Source organism: Lysinibacillus sp. IITD104, assembly GCF_036698265.2.
GTDB classification, from domain to species: domain Bacteria; phylum Bacillota; class Bacilli; order Bacillales_A; family Planococcaceae; genus Lysinibacillus; species Lysinibacillus boronitolerans.
In genome coordinates this window covers 268720-283781 of record NZ_JBAHYH020000001.1, presented here as the reverse complement: position 1 = coordinate 283781, position 15062 = coordinate 268720, and the positions used below count along the sequence as shown (strand labels likewise).

General features: G+C 34.2%; 14 protein-coding genes. 2 read left to right on the top strand and 12 right to left on the bottom strand.

Features of this window, described 5'->3' with window-relative positions; genetic code table 11:
• Positions 1 to 131: 131 nt before the first annotated feature.
• The 12 genes from V1L66_RS01450 to V1L66_RS01395 form a co-directional block, all read right to left on the bottom strand.
• Positions 132 to 1055 carry a serine hydrolase gene (locus V1L66_RS01450; protein ID WP_333006078.1) on the bottom strand — a complete coding sequence of 308 codons (924 nt, stop codon included), beginning with the start codon at positions 1053 to 1055 and terminating at the stop codon, positions 132 to 134.
• Positions 1056 to 1677: 622 nt separating this feature from the next.
• Positions 1678 to 3564, bottom strand: a complete 1887-nt coding sequence (locus V1L66_RS01445; protein WP_009370511.1) for a TnsD family Tn7-like transposition protein — start codon at positions 3562 to 3564, stop codon at positions 1678 to 1680.
• A 442-nt stretch (positions 3565 to 4006) separates the two neighbouring features.
• On the bottom strand, positions 4007 to 5362 hold the full coding sequence (locus V1L66_RS01440; protein WP_009370513.1) for an FAD-dependent oxidoreductase: 1356 nt from the start codon (positions 5360 to 5362) through the stop codon (positions 4007 to 4009).
• 105 nt (positions 5363 to 5467) lie between these two features.
• Positions 5468 to 5692, bottom strand: coding sequence for a hypothetical protein (locus V1L66_RS01435; protein WP_009370514.1), 225 nt, complete (start codon positions 5690 to 5692; stop codon positions 5468 to 5470).
• Between the two features lie 65 nt (positions 5693 to 5757).
• On the bottom strand, positions 5758 to 6039 hold the full coding sequence (locus V1L66_RS01430) for a HesB-like domain-containing protein (RefSeq protein ID WP_009370515.1): 282 nt from the start codon (positions 6037 to 6039) through the stop codon (positions 5758 to 5760).
• Positions 6036 to 7805: an arsenical pump-driving ATPase gene (gene arsA, locus V1L66_RS01425; RefSeq protein WP_009370516.1), complete on the bottom strand. Its 1770-nt coding sequence runs from the start codon at positions 7803 to 7805 to the stop codon at positions 6036 to 6038. The genes V1L66_RS01430 and arsA overlap by 4 nt, the downstream gene beginning before the upstream one ends.
• A gap of 1 nt (position 7806) precedes the next feature.
• Positions 7807 to 8166 (bottom strand): arsenite efflux transporter metallochaperone ArsD, encoded by a 360-nt coding sequence (gene arsD / locus V1L66_RS01420; protein WP_009370518.1) that lies wholly within the window; start codon positions 8164 to 8166, stop codon positions 7807 to 7809.
• 1 nt (position 8167) lies between these two features.
• Positions 8168 to 8587, bottom strand: coding sequence for an arsenate reductase (thioredoxin) (gene arsC / locus V1L66_RS01415; protein WP_016993624.1), 420 nt, complete (start codon positions 8585 to 8587; stop codon positions 8168 to 8170).
• Between the two features lie 12 nt (positions 8588 to 8599).
• Complete coding sequence (gene arsB, locus V1L66_RS01410) at positions 8600 to 9658, bottom strand: ACR3 family arsenite efflux transporter (protein ID WP_016993623.1); 1059 nt, start codon at positions 9656 to 9658, stop codon at positions 8600 to 8602.
• Positions 9651 to 9977: a helix-turn-helix transcriptional regulator gene (locus tag V1L66_RS01405; RefSeq protein WP_036079775.1), complete on the bottom strand. Its 327-nt coding sequence runs from the start codon at positions 9975 to 9977 to the stop codon at positions 9651 to 9653. The genes arsB and V1L66_RS01405 overlap by 8 nt, the downstream gene beginning before the upstream one ends.
• 254 nt (positions 9978 to 10231) lie before the next feature.
• A complete protein-coding gene (locus V1L66_RS01400; protein WP_009374034.1) occupies positions 10232 to 10678 on the bottom strand; it encodes a MarR family winged helix-turn-helix transcriptional regulator in 447 nt (148 codons plus the stop codon).
• A 90-nt stretch (positions 10679 to 10768) separates the two neighbouring features.
• A complete protein-coding gene (locus V1L66_RS01395) occupies positions 10769 to 11833 on the bottom strand; it encodes an NAD(P)/FAD-dependent oxidoreductase (protein ID WP_009374035.1) in 1065 nt (354 codons plus the stop codon).
• A 399-nt stretch (positions 11834 to 12232) separates the two neighbouring features.
• On the opposite strand from V1L66_RS01395, the gene V1L66_RS01390 reads away from it, so the two are divergent.
• Both V1L66_RS01390 and V1L66_RS01385 read left to right on the top strand, forming a co-directional pair.
• Positions 12233 to 12595 carry a metalloregulator ArsR/SmtB family transcription factor gene (locus V1L66_RS01390; protein WP_009374036.1) on the top strand — a complete coding sequence of 121 codons (363 nt, stop codon included), beginning with the start codon at positions 12233 to 12235 and terminating at the stop codon, positions 12593 to 12595.
• A complete protein-coding gene (locus V1L66_RS01385) occupies positions 12588 to 14966 on the top strand; it encodes a heavy metal translocating P-type ATPase (protein WP_009374038.1) in 2379 nt (792 codons plus the stop codon). Before V1L66_RS01390 ends, V1L66_RS01385 begins: the two co-directional genes overlap by 8 nt.
• The last annotated feature ends 96 nt before the right edge of the window (positions 14967 to 15062 follow it).

The following is a 15062-nucleotide window of genomic DNA, read 5'->3' as shown; positions in this document are numbered from 1 at the left end:
CCTTATTAAATTAGAAATGTTATTCAATTAAATGGCCCTTTAATGAAAAAGAGCGCTTATCCTTCTTGCAGAATCACGCCCGATTGTGGAATATCAAGATAGTGATTCTCCTTTTCATTTGTTTAAATGTCTCATTCATCCTTCCAACTACGTAAAAGTTCTTCGAAAAAGAGTTTCGGTGCAGAGGAATGGTCATCTTGTAGATAGCTTTTTGCCACAGCCATAATATTTAACTTCGGAACAATAAATATATATTGCCCGTATAAGCCATTGGCATAGTAATATTCAATTTTGTTGTTACTATTAGTAATTTCACAAGTCCATAGCTGATAACCATAACCATATCCAGCTATTCTGTCTTCTTCTGCTTCAAATTGTTTATATGGTTTTTTTGCCTCGTGGATCCAGTTAGATGAAATCACTTGATTTGATTTAAATTGCCCTTCGTTAAGTAATAAAAATCCAAACTTCACCATGTCTTCTAAATTTAATGAAATACTAAAGCCACCCTCGTGAATTCCTTGCGGGTCCTTTACCCATATGTATTTTTTTATCCCTAATGGATGGAATAGAAATTCTTCAGCAAATGAGGCGGTAGAACCTCCAGAAACTTTTTGGATGATCGCGCTTAGTAAATGAGAGTTTCCACTATTATATTCAAAGGTTGAACCTGGTCTATATATAACTGGTTGTTCTAGTATGAATTTAACCCAGTTTTTTGAACTTTGGAATTTTCCTACTTGTAACCCCGAAGTCATAGTCAGCAAATGAAATAATGTGATTTCCTCTTTCATTGGGTCATTGAACTCTAATATTTCCGGAAAGTAGTTATAAATAGGTTCATGAATGTTTTTTATTAGCCCTTTATCGACCATAATTCCAATTAATATAGACACAATACTTTTTGTAATGGAATAAACCTTTGTCGGATTTTTTACGACTTTTTTATTCTTTAAATATTCAAAGATCCGTGTATTTCCTTTATAAATGACAAAACCTTCAATTTTAATCTTCTTCACTTTCTTCTCTAACTCATTAAAAGATATTTCACTCATACATATAATCCCTCCTCCACTAAATTGCGTCATTAGTTTATGTACATCAGTTTATAATTTAACCTAAATTTTAACATAAATTCATTAATTTTATCAAATGAGTTATTCAATTAAATGGCCCGCTTGTTGAACAAAAAAGACCATGCATAACAGCACAGGATTTTTAATCAAAGTTTATTATAAACGTCCAATCTTTGTTATACTTAATCGAACTTTGTTTGAAATTCAACTGAAAAATGACAATATTAATTATTTGTTAGTCTCTTTTTATAAAAAACAATCTAAAAAAAATAAAAAACCCTGATACAGCAACACACTGTACCAAGGGTTTGTATTTAATAATAATCATCAATTTCTGTTTAAGTAATTAGTATACAACTTTTTTGTCTAGTATACATCTTTATTAAAACTCAAAATGAAGAGTTTCAATAAAGTTGTATACTAACAAATGTTCAAACCCGCATTCTTGTGTCTTTCTTATCTTTAAAATGACAATAAAGTCGTATACTTATTTTCATCAAATTAACTTATTTTGCAATAAACTGTTACAAAAAAGTTGTATACCAATACGAAAATTATGTACTTACATTATAGTTTAAATATGTTTCTTCACAGCTTTATTCTATAAGAATTTGTTATTATGGATAGTTACTAAATCCTCTATATATTTTAGTAATTTTTCTCGTTTCTCTATATTAATTCTAATATAGTTTTTAAGATTAGCTGCTTCAATAACCATATTTTTTGTTACAATCTCGTCTTTATATTTGGTATCCATAACAATTTTTATTCTTCTATGCCGAAAATCCTCAACCGTCTCTATATTCGAATTGATATACTTAGTAGTAAGTGGGTATTTTCCACTGAACAAACTATAACTTGCTTTGACATCAAGTAAATTTATTATCCCTGTCCTACTTTTCCTAACCAATCTCTTTAAATTTCCTTCATGTTCTGACCAACTATCTATTATTAATTTTGCTTTGCTTAGTAATTCTTTATCTCTCTCTAAGTAATCTATTTTTTCTCTATTACCAGTACTCCTCAAGTAAGGAGAATTGCGAATTAACCATTCTTTATCATATTGTAAAAGCCATCCGTATATTTTAGTATATGCTTTACCTAAGTCAGAGCGTGAATATTCTGGATTTTCTTTTCGGATTTTTAGAAATTCCTCTTTGTAGTACTCCGTTTTTAATTTTTGTTTGTTCATTAATCCTTCTTTGTTTTTTAATTGAACTGAAGAAAGATGCCCCCTATTCTTAATCCTTATTACTGTATCCCTAGATATATTTGCTAATTCCGCTATTTTGTTCAGTGTTAGATCTTGTTTAAGTAATTCATTAAAATTAAGTTCCCATACTCGGCCTCGCTTTACTATTCTTCTATGGAAATCCCTTATATCAAAAGGAGATTTTTCCCCTTCCTTAATTATGTACTCAAAACCGCAATTACACTTTATGATACCTTGAATTTTCCTATCTGAATTATTTACTCTAACATTCACATTTTTTATATTCTCTTTTAAATAATTCTTGCAAAACGGGTTCATACAAACCCAAGGTCCTTCACCAAAAGGTTTAAATGAGTTCTCCTTTTCAAAATAATTTTTGGCTGATCCACTTAATAATCTCATTAATAATAAGTGTCTTATCGGATGTAACGACCTATTTTCTTCAATATTTATTAAACTAGGAACCCAAGAAAACTTGTCACTTATCTTGAAAAATGAATCTAATAACTCTAGAAAATCTGTTGGATAATATTCAATTATTAACTTTTGTAAGTATTCTCTTCGCTTTTTAATGGGATATGCAAACCCTTTCTTACCTAATAAATCTACATATTTGCTAATATAATACTCTTCAGAAAACGATTTGTAATTCATTCTAATAATGTATTCAACGTCCTCTGCTAGATCGATCAAATATTTCATTAGTTCCTCACTATAGCTCCTAAGTGGTTCTCTAATATCTTCAATTGTTGGAATTAAATAATTTATAAAGCCCATCTCGGATATTTTTAACGAATACTCTAATAACGGAGTCTTATGCCTAGTACAAACAAAAATCCCTGGAATTTGATGAATCCTGTTCCAAAATCCTTCACCATTTGACTTAAGCTGTTCCTTTAAGCATTCTGCACAATAATATAAATATTTCTTGTTTTTTACATTGTATTTACTGTAACTAAATAAAAAAATATATAAATTTTTAAAATCACTTTTATAAATTTTCTCATTCCATTCTTCACTTTTAAAGGGTTTTACAAACGGTATCACTGTATGCTGGTTAATAAAATACTCTTTAGTAAATTCTTTCGAGAATATATTGATTTGGGATACTAAATGAGCGAGTCCCATTGGTAATTCTAAATTAATATTTACCTTCTTTCCAAATAGTTCTTTATTTGTATGTTTTCTACTCAAGTTACCTACATGAATGTGATAACGAGCTATTATACTGTAATATAGTTCATCTTCATATGGCGTTGGAAAATAACCTATCATATCCTTACTCCTCTTATTTATTACAATGTTTTTTCAGTAAAGCTTTTTTCATAAGTAAAAACGCTACCTAAAGTATATTTCAATTAGTAATGATGTCTGTCATCCCAAATCTGTTCCATAAGTTTGTCCATCCCATTTCCCTTAGTATTTTAAAAAGACTGCTAGCTTTCACTAACAGTCAATTAATTAAACTTTATAGAATTCTCCACATTAGACTTACCTATTTTACATTTGTATTAGGTATGTTGTTTTTCTTATCCCAAATAATATATATGGTGAATGCTATAGGTCCAGTTAAAAAAACACAAATCAACCATATTAAATAACATTGCTTACTAAACTTATTTTCCAGATATTCATGTGTAATATATGATAACATTAAGATAATTAATATATATACTCCCACTATAAATAACTGATTTAACAAAACATATCCCCCCAATTAGCAACATGTATTTGATTGATTGACAAGATTAATACTACATACGCCTGTTTCTGGTAATTCTAATTCAACACGTTTCGACGCTTCTTCATCTCCTGATAAATAAGCTGTTATTGAACGAACCTGTTCGTAGCCGGTTGCCATTAAAAATGTTGGTGCGCGTCCATAACTTTTAGCTCCGACTATATAGAAGTCCTTTTCAGGTTGGCGTAGTATTTCTTCACCATGCGCTCTGACTGTGCCACAACTATGCTCATTAGGATCAATTAGTGGCGCTAATGCTTGCACACTTTCTGTTGCTGTATCAATAGATAAACGCAGTTCATTGTTCATGGTAAAATCAGGTCGATTTCCTGCATTAACAATAAGTTCATCGAATCCTGTAAGTACTTTTTGTTCTCCATTAATAGTACCTACAATATGGATATTCTCTTCTTTTTTCACCTGTGAAATATAGAAAGGTGTTACTACCTCAATCTTTCCTGTATCTACTAATTCATGGATGCGAATACCGAGTGCGCCACGTGCTGCCAACGCATCTTTTTCCTCCCCGCCATAGGCTTCTTCTACAGATCTTTTACGCATAATCCACACAAGCTTTGTTGAAGGATTATCTTTTTGTAATTCAGCCAAAGCTAATAAGGTATTGATCGCTGAATGACCACCACCAATGACAGCAACCTTCTTATTTGCATATCTCTTAGGATTCGTATTTATATCTGGAATACCATACTCAATGTGATCTGCTAATACTTTCTCATTTTTCAGCCAAACACCTGTAGAATTTGCTGGGTTTGGGTTCCCCCATGTACCCGTTGCATCGATAACTGCTTTTGCCTCAATAATATCGATGTCATCCTCTTTTTCAACATATATATTAAAGAACTGATTTAATCGATTTTTTGATTTCATTTTATCATTTAATTGTCTTGAAATACCTACTACTTTTGAGTTCAATCGGATACTAGGTTTTATTTGTGTTAACTCTGCCAAAGGTTTTAAATAAAGATCAATTAACTCATGCCCTGTAGGTATTGTTTCTAAGTTAGGTTCTACCCAATCAGACCCCTCTAATAATGATTTAGCAGCTCTATTGATGTTATAACGCCATGGAGAAAATAATGTGACATGCCCCCAAGTACGAATATTGTGTGCTATTTCATTGCCAGCTTCAAGTAAAATAAATGACTGGTTTTGCTCTACTAAATGAGCAGCAGTAGCTAACCCGATAGGACCTGCACCAATTATGACAATCGGTAAATTCTTATTGGAATTATTAACAGTCTCTTGGACTTCAATGTCCTGAACAGGAGTACAACAAGATTGATTTTGATTGATTACTTTTAGTGTTTTCATATAAACTTCTCCTCTTTTTTCTTTATATAAGCATTCCCTTATATAAAATATATTTTTTACGTCTAGCAGTAAGCTAGACGTAATTTATTTAAGCTTTTGTGATAGTTATGAACACACTTCCATTTCACACATGATTTTATCAATTTCTTTTATAGCTTTTTCAAATTGCAACCATGTAGAAGTGCCGTAACGATCCATATCTCCTTTAAAGAAGAAATCAAAAGCAAACTCTTTAGCCTGTATCAATGTGTATTCTCTACTATTCATTATTAACTTTAAATAAGCGATAAAATAATCTTTAGTTAATTCGCTAGCATGGTTTACTGTCATTATTGCATCCTCCATTCAACGGATTGAATAATTGCTACGACAGACAGTATATTTAGGATCACTTGTTAGCAAGATGTCGGTGAGTATCCAACTAATACTAAACCTAGCTCACCATTCTCTTCTTCTGCATGGATCGTAACATCTGTTAATTGCGGTGCAATATCAGGATGAATTGCGACTTCGATACCTTCAATTGTTTGAATTGCATCTTCTTCTGCTGGTGCTTCTAAGCCTACACCTAAATTAACCCCACAGCAGCCTGCAATACCAAAGAAACGAAGCGTTTTAACCTCTGAATCAGCTAATACCTGTTCTAAATAATTTTTACCTTCTAGACTCATTTTCATTTGATTTTCTCTCCTTTTAATTCATGTAAGCCTTGTGTTCCAACCGGTGGCGTTTTTACCCATGGAATGGCCACAAATTGATTATTGCTGATGGATCTAACTTCTTTTAGCCATTTCGTTTCAGCTTGTTGTTTTTGAATTAATGTTGGACTTGTTGTATAGATAGATGAAAACGTTTGATTAACAACCCACCAATCAACAGATAATCCAGCACGGTGTAAATCTTCTTGTAAGCGCGAAGCTTCATAAACAGGTGTTGCTTCAGGAAGAGTTACAATGGCAACACTCGTATAAGAGGCATCACGCAACCTTGGTAACAGGTTAGAAACAGCTGGAGGAATATCCCCTTGTGAACGGCTTATTTCCCGATGATAAGCTTCTGTTGCGTCTAGTAAAAGCAACGTATGCCCTGTTGGTGCGGTATCAATAATAATGACTTCATCTTGATGATTTTCTACAACGTTAGCAAATGCTTTGAATACAGCTATTTCCTCTGTACAAGGAGAAGCCAAATCCTCTTTCACAAATGCTAAACCTTCCTCATTCATCGTTTCACTTGCCTTTGCAAGCACTTCTGCTTCATAGTTTGCCACTTCTGCTTTTGGATCAATACGACTGATCGTTAAATTATTAACGTTGTCATCTCCGAATGTCCAATCGAGGTGTGCGGCGGGATCTGTTGTAGTTAAATGTACATGAGTATCCTCTTCTGCTAATCGTAATGCAATATAAGAAGCCACAGTTGTTTTTCCAACCCCACCTTTCCCCATCGTAAAAATGAGTTTCGGTTTACGTTCTAAATAATCTGCAATCATTTCTTCTATCTCAGGAATCTTAGTTTCTTCATTTGATTCATCTGCATGTATAACTTCTTTGTCAGTCATCCATGCTTGCATACGCTCAATACTTGATAATGAGTACGGTACAAAAGGTAAGTAGAAATGCTCAAATTGATTTAGTTCTTCAGGAATTCTTGCTATTGCATCAGCTTGACGCGCAATGAAAGCCTCTTCGATATCATCAGTAGAATTGGCATTGCTCATATATCCATTAATTAGTAGAGTCTGATTTTGAATGCCTATTTCAAACAATTCGTGAGAAGCACGTGCAGCTTCCTTTAAAGGATTTTCTTCTGGGCGTGTCACTAACATTAACGTTGTTTGATTAGCATTCTTTAAACGTTCAACTGCCTCTTTATAGACTTCACGTTGTGGTTCTAGCCCTTTTAAAGGACCTAAACATGAAGTGCCAGTCGTGTTATCGTCTAGAAACGTAGACCATGCAGAAGGCAACTGTAATAATCGTAACGTATGCCCTGTAGGGGCTGTATCAAACACCACAGTGTCAAAATTCCCAATCACTGAAGTATCAGTCAATAGTGAAGCAAATTCATTAAAGGCAGCAATTTCTACTGTGCAAGCACCAGAAAGTTGTTCCTCCATATTTTGTAATACCACTTCAGGTAGTTTTCCACGGTACGGACCAACCATTTGCTCTTTGTAATGTTGTGCTGCCTGTTCAGGGTCCAAATTTATCGCAAATAAATTGTCTATGCCTTCAATTTTTGTTGGACTATTAGAAAGCGTTTGGCCAAAAATATCTTGTAAGTTGGATGCGGGGTCTGTACTAATTAAAAGTACCTTTTTCCCTTCCCTTGCAATGGCTATTGATAGGCTACAAGCAACCGATGTTTTCCCAACGCCCCCTTTCCCCGTGAAAAACAGGAATGGGGTGTCAGGGAAATGAATTCTTGTAAAGCGTTCCATCTTACGCATCTCCTTTTAGTGACAAGCGTACTTTTGGCTTTTGTAGTAATTCGTCTTCTGAAAGTCCTGACCACTGTGAAAATTGTTCATTTGTTGGATAGATTCCTTTGCAAAGTAATTCTCCATCCACAAACGTTGCAGGTAAGGCATCCATTCCTTCTGACACTAATAGTTGATTGATTGCTTCGTTTTCTACAAAAGCATTTGGCTCGTTTGTAAGATTAAATCTTTCAGCTTCTATGTTTGTTTTCTTTAAATTATTCATAATAAATGACATTCGCAATAATTCTGGGTCTATAGAAGGTCCACATAAGCCTGTAGAACAGCACATTGCTGGCTCATAGATATGAATTTTTTTCAATTTATTTCAGCTCCTCAGCTACAAATTGTTCAATGCGTTTACCAATTGCATCACGAACATTTTGGAATACAGCCCACTTCTCTTCATCAGTACCTGTCGCTTTCGCTGGATCTTCAAATCCCCAATGCTCACGACGAACGTGAGGAGGTGTCATTGGGCATTTATCAGCTGCATCCCCACATAAAGTGACAACTAATGTTGCATTGTTTAATGTCTCAAAATCAATTAAATCGGATGTATGATTTGAAATATCAACCCCTACCTCCGCCATCGCTTTAGTAGCATTCGGATTTACGCCATGTGCTTCAATACCAGCACTTTTAACTGTCCAATTGGTAGGTAGTAATTTCTTTGCCCATCCTTCAGCCATCTGACTTCGACATGAGTTTCCTGTACATAAGAAATAAAGTGTATTTGTCATAGTAATTGCTCCTTATAATTTAATGGTTTTAAAGTATTTTTTCTGCCAACGTAAGGCAACCCATACAAGTCCAATGAGGACTGGTACTTCCACTAGTGGTCCAATAACAGCGGCAAATGCCACGCCACTATGCAAGCCAAACACACCCACTGCAACAGCAATTGCTAACTCGAAGTTGTTGCTTGCAGCTGTAAAAGAAAGAGCTGCTGTGACAGGATAAGATGCACCTACTTTACGGGAAGAGAAGAATGACACAGCAAACATGATCACAAAGTAAATAAATAATGGAATAGCAATTCGCACTACATCAAGTGGCAGTTCTACTAATTGCTCACCCTTTAAAGCAAACATCAACACAATCGTGAACAGCAGTGCAATTAAAGTAAGTGGTGAAATTTTCGGTAAGAACTTTTCTTCATACCACTGTTTTCCTTTTGCTTTAATTCCTATCCATCGTGTGAGGAATCCTGCTGCAAATGGTATCCCTAAGTAAATTAGAACGCTCTTTGTAATCTCCCACATAGAAATGGATACATTGAAATTCTCTAAACCAAACCAACCAGGTAATACATTTAAGAAAAAGTAAGCAAAAATTGAATACGTCACAATTTGAAAAATGGAGTTAAAGGCAACTAAACCAGCTACATATTCACGATCTCCACGCGCTAAATCATTCCACACAATCACCATGGCAATACATCGAGCTAAGCCAATCATAATGAGTCCAGCCATATATTCTGGGTAATCTTGTAAGAAGATAATCGCTAAAAAGAACATGAGGAACGGGCCGAGTAACCAGTTTTGTAAAAGTGATAGTAATAGCACTTTCCAATCCTTAAACACTCGCCACATTTCTTCATACTTTACTTTCGCTAATGGTGGATACATCATGACAATTAACCCTATAGCAATCGGTATGGACGTTGTTCCAATAGACATGGACTCTAACGCTTCCCCAACATTAGGCATGGTGATACTTAATACAACACCTATTCCCATCGCAACGAATATCCAAAGGGTAAGGTAACGATCTAGAAAAGAAAGCTGTTTTGTTAAAGATTCATTACTCATTTATATTTCCCCCTACATGGCAGCAATCGGTTTCACAATTGCACCCCTTTAAAGGCTGAATTTGTTCTAAAATGCCCTTCATCAGTGGCGTTTGATTCTCTACTAAACGGTAATGTTTCCAAGTCCCTACTTTCCGTTCCGTAATAATGCCTGCCTCCTTTAATTTTCGTAGATGTTGACTAACGGCTGGTTGTGATATTCCTAGCACATCCACAAAATCACATACACATACCTCCCCGTTTTTCATGCATGCAAGTAATTTAATGCGATTCAAATCCGCTGCTGCTTTTAGTTGTTTTTCAATTAGTGTGTTTTCCATTTATCTGCACTCCTTATATAACTGTTTTCTTATATATTATTTTAAATAAAATCACCTCGTAAGAAGGTGACATAATCAGTATATAACTATATTCTTATATTATGATTTAATGTTTTGAATTGCAACAGATATTTACCCATTTTAAAAAAATTTTTATACTTTGTAAAAAGCGTACGTTCAGTTACCTAAACGTACGCTTTAAAAGATAATGATAAAGATTAATTTATCTCCATTAATTTTTCTTTAGTAACGAGTTATGGAGAAGGTGTACAACACAAATTTGATTTAGCCATAGCTTTATTTAAGAGTTCAATTGAACGTAAAACAGTTTCTTTTTCGAAGTCATTCAAATGTGAAAAAACTTCATTTAAATAATTGTTTATCATTTCATCAATTGTAGTAGCGAGAAATGTACCCTCCACAGTTAATGACAAAATGTACACTCTTTTATCTGATGTTAGAGGAGTTTTTTTGACAAGATTCATCTTAATAAGAGTTTGAATCTGTCTACTAAATGTAGTAATATCCATACCTATTGCCTCTGCTATTTGTTGCATAGAAGGATTATTTTGTTTGTCGATCTCATATAGAATATGGCTCTGTATTGGTGTGATGTCAATTGATCCTACAGTACAACATGTTTTATTTAGTAGAGCAAACTTTTGAGTTAAAACTTGAAAAAGTTCACGTTTATTTTCCATTTAATCATCTCCTATAAAGACATATATATTATTTATTTGCAAAATACAACTAAAATATATTTAACTTTTTTTGAAGATGTTTTTCCTACTTCAAAAGTTTCTACTTTTCATGTGGTGAAGTAACTTTTTCACAACATACTCGGCATCTTCTCCCACACCTCTTAAAGTTGCAGATGCAAATGATCGTTGTCCTTCTAGTCCCACAAAATATAATCCAGGGATACTGCTAATACCTGCCTTTTGTAAAGGCATTCCTTCCCCATCTAATGCACCAAGTAATTTCATATAGGGTAAATGTGGTCTGTATCCTGTGGCATAGATAATGGTATCTACAGGCTCCCTTTCTCCGTCCGGCCAAATAACTCCATCTTCATAAAAAGAAGTAAACATTAAACGTTGTTCCGGACTCCCCTTACTAATTCGATCTTTATATCCTCCTATATCATTCACAGCATTTGATCTGGGTGCCGTTTTTCCAAAGCGCCAGAAAGGAAAGGTATCAAAACCAAATACCTTCAACCAATAGTGTATGTCCCGTCCAAGTAGACGTTGTTTTACAAATTTTATTGGCTGTCGTACTGAAAGAGTAGTTTGGCTAACCTTAGACAATTCAACAGCAATTTGCACAGCCGAATTACCTCCTCCGATTACGATTACCCTTTGGTTGTGATATGGCTGTGGATTTCGATATTCTGAAGAGTGAAGTGTTTTCCCTTGAAAGACTTCTCTTCCTTGAATGTTAGGAATAAAAGGATTATTAAATGAGCCTGTAGCATTTATGATTGTTCTAACTTGAAATTTATCGCCTGTGACAGTTCGAACAATAAAACCTATGTTATTTTTCTCAATCATATCTACTCTCTGATTAATTAAAACAGGTAATTGGAACTTTTTTTTATAATCTTGTAAGTATCGAATAACTTCATCCCTTTTCGGATAGAGATTCTGGTTTCCAGGAAACTTCATGCCGGGCATAGAGGAAAACCCTGCTGGAGAAAACAATTTAAGACTGTCATAATAATTTGGCCAAGAACCCCCGATCTGATTACTTTCTTCTAATATTAAAAATCGTAGACCTTTTTTCAGTAAATGATAGCCTGCTGCAAGTCCAGCCTGCCCTCCCCCAATAACGATTGTATCAAGAATCCCTTTCATTTTTTATCCCCCTTCATTATTTGCATTTTGCAAATATAAATTCATTAAAAATAATAGCTGTAATTAATAAAACTAAGTAAAACACAAAAATATTCTATCCTTAATAAATATATATAGCAATTTTATTTGCAATTTGCAACTATTATTCAAACTAATAATTATTATATTCAATAGCTAACCTCTAATTTAATGATCTACATTTCTTTTTCCATACATATCCAAAAAAATTAACTTTTTTCAAGCTTAGGCTTTTGCATATACTTTTCTGGTCAAAAATAATAAATTGCATTAAATAAATAAAACATTCAAATAACTGTTTGACTATTTGAATGTTTAAGTTTATTATAAAAACAATCAAATAATCGTTTGAACGTTTGAATGATAACTGGAGGAAAATATATGAAAGAAATATGTGAAATCACCTGTATTCATGAGGATAAAGTAAACTATGTTCAAGACAAGTTAAAAGAAAAAAAATCAATGGATGTTGCTAAAGTTTTTAAAGCACTTTCGGATGATACACGTGTAAAAATTGCCTATGCGCTAACACTAGAAGATGAATTATGTGTTTGCGATATCGCTAATATTATTGGGTCAACAACAGCAACTGCGTCGCACCATTTGCGTTTACTACGAAATTTAGGATTAGCTGAATATCGTAAAGAAGGGAAATTGGTTTATTACGCTATTCATGACCCATATTTTAAGAATTTAATCAGTGTTGCATTTGAAGAACATAAAGAAGGTGAAATTAATGACTGAGGAAAAACAGGTATTCCGCGTGAACGGTTTCTCTTGTGCCAACTGTGCAAGTAAATTTGAACGTAATGTAAAAGAAATACCTGGTGTTCAAGATGCAAAGGTGAACTTTGGGGCATCTAAAATATCAGTTACAGGCGATGCGACCGTGGAGGAGTTAGAAAAGGCTGGAGCTTTCGAAAACTTAAAAGTAACGCCAGAAAAACAAAAACGTGTTACTCCACCCCAAACAGATACTACCTATAGAATTGAAGGCTTCTCGTGTGCAAACTGTGCAGGTAAATTTGAACGTAATGTAAAAGAGCTTCCAGGGGTTCAAGATGCAAAAGTAAACTTCGGTGCTTCTAAAATTTCCGTAACTGGCGAAACAACTATTGCGGAACTTGAAAAAGCTGGAGCTTTTGAAAATTTAAAAGTATCAATGGATACACCTTCATACAGATCTAAAGCTCCATCTTCTGACAATAGTGAGGGGCAAGTTGAAAAGAAAGTACCATTTTACAAAAAACATAGCACACTTTTATACGCAAGCTTATTTATCGTATTCGGTTATCTATCTCAATACGTAAACGGTGAAGAAAATCTTATTACCTCCCTATTATTTATAGCTTCAATTGTAATCGGTGGTTTCAATCTATTCAAAGTTGGTTTCAAAAATTTAACTCGCTTTGATTTTGACATGAAAACATTAATGACGGTAGCTGTCATTGGTGCTGCATTTATAGGAGAATGGGCAGAAGCATCCATAGTTGTTATCCTATTCGCTATTAGTGAAGCTTTAGAGCGTTATTCAATGGATAAAGCACGTCAATCAATTCGCTCATTAATGGATATTGCACCAAAAGAAGCTTTAATTCGTCGAAATGGTCAAGAAATCATGGTACACGTAGATGATATAGAGATTGGCGATATTATGATTGTTATACCTGGGCAAAAAATTGCAATGGATGGCATCGTGGTTAGCGGTCTTTCTGCAGTCAACCAAGCAGCTATTACAGGGGAATCAGTACCAGTTTCAAAAACAGTAGATGATGAGGTATTCGCTGGAACACTAAATGAAGAGGGTTTATTAGAAGTTAAAATTACAAAATACGTTGAAGATACAACGATTTCAAAAATTATACATCTAGTTGAAGAAGCTCAAGGTGAACGCGCTCCTTCACAAGCATTTGTTGATAAATTTGCGAAATATTATACACCAATTATCATGGTCATTGCAGGGCTTGTAGTAATTGTTCCCCCACTGTTCTTCGATGGTAGTTGGGAAACTTGGGTTTATCAAGGTTTATCAGTACTTGTAGTTGGATGTCCATGTGCGCTTGTTATTTCAACACCAATTTCAATTGTTTCAGCTATAGGTAATGCTGCTAAAAAAGGGGTTTTAATTAAAGGTGGCATTTATTTAGAGGAAATGGGTTCGCTTAAGGCAATTGCTTTTGATAAAACAGGTACGCTTACAAAAGGTGTTCCAGTGGTTACAAACTTTGATGTAATGAATACCCAAAAAGATTCAAAAAAGATTCTAGCCATAATTACGGCTTTAGAATATCGATCTCAGCACCCTTTAGCTTCTGCGATTATTAAAAGAGCCGAAGAAGAAAATGTTTCATTCAAAAATATCAACGTTGATGCTTTCGCAGCCATTACTGGCAAAGGAATAAAAGGTGAAGTAGATGGTACTTTGTATTACATCGGTAGCCCAAAATTGTTCCAAGAGTTAAATGTACCTATTCCAGAGAATTTAGAAGGAAACATCCTTAAGTTACAAAATGAAGGCAAAACTGCCATGATATTAGGAACTGAAAAAGAGATTCAAGCAATCATTGCCGTAGCTGATGAGGTACGTGAATCTAGCCAAGAAATTATTGAGAAATTGCATAACATGGGTGTTAAGAAAACAATCATGTTAACTGGTGATAATAAAGGGACTGCGAATGCAATTGGTCATCATGTAGGGGTTTCTGAAATTCAAGCTGAATTAATGCCTGAAGACAAACTTTCCTATATAAAACAACTTCGAAAAGACTATGGCAATGTTGCGATGGTCGGTGATGGTGTCAACGATGCTCCTGCTTTAGCAGCTTCTACAGTCGGTATCGCCATGGGTGGTGCTGGTACAGACACTGCATTAGAGACTGCAGATGTTGCTTTAATGGCAGATGATCTACGGAAATTACCGTTTACAATAAAGCTAAGTCGTAAGGCCTTAAATATTATCAAGGCAAATATAGCATTTGCCATTTTAATTAAACTAGCTGCATTACTATTAGTTATTCCAGGTTGGCTAACACTTTGGATTGCCATTGTCTCAGATATGGGAGCAACATTGTTAGTAGCATTAAACAGCTTACGTTTAATGCGTGTTAAAGAATGAATTAACGCACTTTATTCAATAGATGGGCTTTTTATATGAAAGTCCATCTTTTTATTTCTAGTACTTTACTTTCTTAAAATAGCACTTAATTCATTA

Excerpts from the sequence above, each read along its gene's own strand:
- arsB (WP_016993623.1), bottom strand. The coding sequence starts at position 9,658 with ATGAGTAATGAATCTTTAACAAAACAGCTTTCTTTTCTAGATCGTTAC.
- V1L66_RS01390 (WP_009374036.1), top strand. The coding sequence starts at position 12,233 with ATGAAAGAAATATGTGAAATCACCTGTATTCATGAGGATAAAGTAAAC.
- V1L66_RS01395 (WP_009374035.1), bottom strand. The coding sequence starts at position 11,833 with ATGAAAGGGATTCTTGATACAATCGTTATTGGGGGAGGGCAGGCTGGA.
- V1L66_RS01405 (WP_036079775.1), bottom strand. The coding sequence starts at position 9,977 with ATGGAAAACACACTAATTGAAAAACAACTAAAAGCAGCAGCGGATTTG.
- V1L66_RS01445 (WP_009370511.1), bottom strand. The coding sequence starts at position 3,564 with ATGATAGGTTATTTTCCAACGCCATATGAAGATGAACTATATTACAGT.
- arsA (WP_009370516.1), bottom strand. The coding sequence starts at position 7,805 with ATGGAACGCTTTACAAGAATTCATTTCCCTGACACCCCATTCCTGTTT.
- V1L66_RS01450 (WP_333006078.1), bottom strand. The coding sequence starts at position 1,055 with ATGAGTGAAATATCTTTTAATGAGTTAGAGAAGAAAGTGAAGAAGATT.
- V1L66_RS01400 (WP_009374034.1), bottom strand. The coding sequence starts at position 10,678 with ATGGAAAATAAACGTGAACTTTTTCAAGTTTTAACTCAAAAGTTTGCT.
- V1L66_RS01385 (WP_009374038.1), top strand. The coding sequence starts at position 12,588 with ATGACTGAGGAAAAACAGGTATTCCGCGTGAACGGTTTCTCTTGTGCC.
- V1L66_RS01430 (WP_009370515.1), bottom strand. The coding sequence starts at position 6,039 with ATGAAAATGAGTCTAGAAGGTAAAAATTATTTAGAACAGGTATTAGCT.
- V1L66_RS01440 (WP_009370513.1), bottom strand. The coding sequence starts at position 5,362 with ATGAAAACACTAAAAGTAATCAATCAAAATCAATCTTGTTGTACTCCT.
- arsC (WP_016993624.1), bottom strand. The coding sequence starts at position 8,587 with ATGACAAATACACTTTATTTCTTATGTACAGGAAACTCATGTCGAAGT.
- V1L66_RS01435 (WP_009370514.1), bottom strand. The coding sequence starts at position 5,692 with ATGACAGTAAACCATGCTAGCGAATTAACTAAAGATTATTTTATCGCT.